This is a genomic window from uncultured Succinivibrio sp. (assembly GCF_902756765.1).
Taxonomy (GTDB): Bacteria; Pseudomonadota; Gammaproteobacteria; order Enterobacterales; family Succinivibrionaceae; genus Succinivibrio.
Map to the genome: position 1 here is coordinate 1 of NZ_CACVSS010000132.1, position 3,910 is coordinate 3,910.

Sequence of the window (3,910 nt, forward strand, 5' to 3'; positions counted from 1 at the left end):
AATTAGTAATGGATGGGCCAAAGAAATATCTAAAACCTCTTAATCCAGAATGGCCAGGGCCTAAATTTATTGATTTCACTAATACAATGCGTATTGTTGGAGTTGTAATAGGTAAGTTTGTAAAAGAATAAAAGTCCCTTCTAAATACTAAAATGCAGTTTTATACTGCATTTTTTATTACCTCTTTCTCATTTCCGAAAAAATATTTTTTTGTAATAAAAATCACAATTTAATTACTTTTGTAATAACTTTCTTATTCTTTTGGTTGTAATTTGTAATTCCTTTCGTTATTATTACTTTTGTAATAAGTTTATTTCTAAACGAATAAGGAATATCACCAATGAAGATCCACACTTTATCAGACAAACGCACTTACTCAGTACGTCTAACCACATTATTCAACGTTGTAGAACTGTGCTCTCATGTCAAGGGAACAGATATCTGCAGCAACATTCTTCCAAAGCTGAAAGCCATTAACGAACACGGTGAAATCTGTGTATTTGATGATCAGTACGGTTATCTTGCAGTACGCATGGATAACCACCGCTTCATTGTCAACGAATACGCTGAGTTTGAAGATTCGCTGAACAGCTCATTACAGGCATACGAAAACAATCTGTTTAAGTTCAATTCTACTGTGGAGCTTAAGTATGCGTAATGAGGTAGACCAGACAATCACAGACTGGAAGAAGCGCTACATCATTATTCAGATCATAAACGGCATAGTAATCGCGCTCTTCTTGGCTGCAGGATTTTTCACAGTACATCATTTATTTGCTGAATAACTAACAAGAACTACAGCATTGGTGATTTGGGCGGGTCACCCGTAGCCCGCCCCTTTTTAGGAGGTCATCATGATACTTGAAGTAGACAACACAGAATGGACAGCAATAAGACTGGCAATGGAAACTGAGTACAAAAGCTATCTTGAAGCAAAGGAACTGGCTTCATCAGAGAAGATAAAGGAAGACTTTGATCAGACAGCGTTCCTCTACAAAAAGATACTTGATGGGTTAAAAAAACAGATTGATAAGCAGATTAAGGACTAAGAATGTTACCAAGAGGCCTCAGTGAAGAGGAATTTAAAGAACAGACAGTTAAGGAATATCTGGAAGGCGGTTACGGCGTAGACAGAGAAATGGCCGAAGAACTCGCCCAGACGGAGTGGGAAATCAGACAGGAAGTTGAGAACCACACAAAGGTAAAGAAAGTTCAGCTTAAGGAAAAGAATGATCACGCAGGCTTCGGCCAGCATGGAATTGCTATGCATCAGAACCGAGTGATTAAAGCTGGTAATCAGGAGCTTCGAATCAGCACCACAGCGTACAAGGCGCTTCGTAAGAAAGCCATACTCACAAAAGAGGATGTGGAATGGCTTCTGTGTGGTGACGATGAGTTTCTGCCGAAACACGCGAAGGGGCTTAACTTTCCAATCTTTATCCCCCGATTCGGAGGATTCAGAACATGGGCTGTATACGAATGGATTGATAAATTTCAGATAAGGAGAAAAGGAAAATGATCACTAATACAACAGAATTACAGAAGGCTTTATTTGCAGAACTAGAGGCTCTGCAGAATGAGGACAACGACAAGGACAAAGACGGCAATTTTGACAAAGAGAAGGCAGAACACGCAATGAAAAGAGCTGATGCCATAAACAACACTGCAGGCAAGATTATTGAAGTCCAGCGCTTACAGCTTGATGTGGCAAAAACAGCCTATGCTGCAGGATATGCGGTCAATATACCTTCTACTCTGGGCCTTGAGCTGAAGAAAGAGGAAGTCTGAAGTGAGTACAGAGGGTAAGAAATGGAAGCGCACGAAGGGCATTTTGTGGACTGATGAAATCTTCTCTTGGATCAAAGAGCGAATTCCTGCAAAAGAGCATGGATATACCTCCAGACAGCAGATGCTTGAGGAGCTGAATCAGACCTTTAATACAACCTTCACTATTAGAGCTTTCTGTACCCACTGTTATGAGAAAGGAATTCAGCTTGGGCTGTGTCACAGTAACTCAGCAATTACCAGAGGTGAGAAACACTGGAGACACAGACCAGTAGGTTCCTTTCAGGAAAAGAAAGGATACGTGCGCATCAAGGTCGGTGAACCTAATCAGTGGATGCAGTACCAGCGCTATGTATGGGAGCAGAACCATCCTGGGCAAAGCGCTGAAGGTAAGACGGTTATCTTCATGGATGGGAACAACAGGAACTTTGAGCCATCAAATCTTGAATGTGTCACACGTGGAGAGCTGTCAGTAATGGCAGAACTCGGATGCAGCAAGGAATGTTCTGTTGACGAGAGACGAACCTTCCTGTTAATGGCACGGATCAAGATAGCAAAAGTAAAACTGTTTGGTAAGGAGTATCAGAAGACCCGCGCTCACATGCTCTATCTAAAGGTAAAAGATACTCCAGAGTATAAAGCTAAGGTTCATGCTCAGTATCTGAAAAGAAAGGAGAGATACCAGAATGATCCTGAATATAGGAAGGAACAGCAGAATAAAGCTAACAGCTACAGAAAAAAGCATTATGCAGAATCTCCAGAGTGGAGAGAAAGAGTTAAAGCAAAAAAGAGGAAATAAAGAATGGCAGAAGATTTAATCAATAGACCTAGTCACTACCACAAACACGCAGTTCTGGTTGAACCGATAGAACTGTGTGAGCTGTTAGGCTTCAATCTGGGTAACTGTCTGAAGTATTGCTTCAGATATCAGGACAAGGGTAATCCCCTGCAGGATTTGAAGAAAGCTCAGTTCTATATCAGAAGAATTCTGGCTGAAGACGATGATCAGATTATTTTCAGAGCCTATGACGGAGGTAATCTCCTAAAGAAGCGTACAAAGGTCTATATGGATATCTTCAGACATAACGAATTTGTACTCGCTCTTGCTACAGAGGGGTATATGGGACTTTCCAAACTGATAGATGAAAAGATTGCTGAGCTGGAGTCCAAGAATGATTGAACTTGAAATTTTGTTGATAGTAATCCTCTCCTTTGTTGGAGTAGGAATTTTTATGGAAGCCTTCATTCTAAACGAATTAGCTCGAGATCTAAAAGAAATGAGATACATACTGGAGGATATGTTAAATGGAAATTAAGCTTGAAAGACTGCTGCTGAAGCGTGAGGAGGTTGCATCCATTCTGGGCTTTAGTATGTCTTATCTGCAGAGAGTAAGAGAAAACACACGTCTGCATTTTCCAGAGCCGGTATATTTCTTCGAGAAATCCAGTATCAAGACTACACCATTCTGGAAACTGAAGGACATACAGGAGTGGGTTGATAAGTATCAGGGGTTAGAAAATGGTTAAGCTGAAAGATTTAGTCAGGATTATGCCTAATCCTACAGAGTTTTATCTGTATATACATGACGAGCATGACAACGAACACACTCATCCAGGTGAAGAGTATTACTGCAGATGTGTAACCTCTGATTTTAAAACTATCTGGTTTAGAGATTACGAGGATGATAAAGAACATCCTCAAGACCGCATACTCGAACTGCTTGAATATGAAGTCACCTGCATACGAGTATGGAATCCATACAGTAAAGATGAGGTTCAGTCACCTCCACACGCATTCTACATATTCATTGATAAACCACTGAAGAAAGGTAAAAACAATGGTTAAAGACCACTTGGGAAATGAGTTTAAAGGTGTTAGAGAGATGTATCTCCATTATGGTCTGAATGAGAGCCTCTACTATCAGCGTAAACGTCAGGGAATGTCATTGGAAAAAATCTTATCCACTCCAAGACGAATCCAGAAGAACAGCTGTCTTGATGACACTCTAATTTATAAGAGACATCAGGTCTCCAAAATGAGATGCCAACAGAGAGCTGTCAAACTAAAAGCTGAGACAGCTTATAAATTGGAGTGTGGAACTGTAACTGTCAGGGAATATTGGAG

At 40.5% G+C, this 3,910-nt stretch carries 11 protein-coding genes; all 11 read left to right on the top strand.

The annotated features are described in order from the left end of the window. The first annotated feature begins 340 nt into the window (after positions 1–340). Positions 341–658 (top strand): hypothetical protein, encoded by a 318-nt coding sequence (locus tag QZU45_RS11250; protein ID WP_295355333.1) that lies wholly within the window; start codon positions 341–343, stop codon positions 656–658. Further along, positions 651–785, top strand: a complete 135-nt coding sequence (locus tag QZU45_RS11255) for a hypothetical protein (RefSeq protein WP_295355334.1) — start codon at positions 651–653, stop codon at positions 783–785. Before QZU45_RS11250 ends, QZU45_RS11255 begins: the two co-directional genes overlap by 8 nt. Before the next feature lie 69 nt (positions 786–854). Beyond that, the gene (locus tag QZU45_RS11260; RefSeq protein ID WP_295355336.1) at positions 855–1,049 is read left to right on the top strand and encodes a hypothetical protein; all 195 of its coding nucleotides are present in this window, start codon (positions 855–857) and stop codon (positions 1,047–1,049) included. 2 nt (positions 1,050–1,051) lie between these two features. Continuing rightward, positions 1,052–1,519, top strand: coding sequence for a hypothetical protein (locus tag QZU45_RS11265; RefSeq protein ID WP_295355338.1), 468 nt, complete (start codon positions 1,052–1,054; stop codon positions 1,517–1,519). Beyond that, positions 1,516–1,788 (top strand): hypothetical protein, encoded by a 273-nt coding sequence (locus tag QZU45_RS11270; protein WP_295355340.1) that lies wholly within the window; start codon positions 1,516–1,518, stop codon positions 1,786–1,788. Before QZU45_RS11265 ends, QZU45_RS11270 begins: the two co-directional genes overlap by 4 nt. A gap of 1 nt (position 1,789) precedes the next feature. Further along, positions 1,790–2,584 carry an HNH endonuclease signature motif containing protein gene (locus tag QZU45_RS11275; protein ID WP_295355341.1) on the top strand — a complete coding sequence of 265 codons (795 nt, stop codon included), beginning with the start codon at positions 1,790–1,792 and terminating at the stop codon, positions 2,582–2,584. A 3-nt stretch (positions 2,585–2,587) separates the two neighbouring features. Then, entirely contained in the window at positions 2,588–2,965 is a 378-nt protein-coding gene (locus QZU45_RS11280) for a DUF3310 domain-containing protein (protein ID WP_295355343.1), read from the top strand. After that, a complete protein-coding gene (locus QZU45_RS11285) occupies positions 2,958–3,101 on the top strand; it encodes a hypothetical protein (RefSeq protein ID WP_295355345.1) in 144 nt (47 codons plus the stop codon). Before QZU45_RS11280 ends, QZU45_RS11285 begins: the two co-directional genes overlap by 8 nt. Next, complete coding sequence (locus tag QZU45_RS11290) at positions 3,091–3,312, top strand: AlpA family transcriptional regulator (protein WP_074838051.1); 222 nt, start codon at positions 3,091–3,093, stop codon at positions 3,310–3,312. Before QZU45_RS11285 ends, QZU45_RS11290 begins: the two co-directional genes overlap by 11 nt. Beyond that, positions 3,305–3,631, top strand: coding sequence for a hypothetical protein (locus QZU45_RS11295; protein ID WP_295355348.1), 327 nt, complete (start codon positions 3,305–3,307; stop codon positions 3,629–3,631). The genes QZU45_RS11290 and QZU45_RS11295 overlap by 8 nt, the downstream gene beginning before the upstream one ends. Then, positions 3,624–3,910: hypothetical protein (locus QZU45_RS11300; RefSeq protein ID WP_295355350.1), on the top strand; the 287-nt coding region annotated here is incomplete at its 3' end. The genes QZU45_RS11295 and QZU45_RS11300, both read left to right, overlap by 8 nt.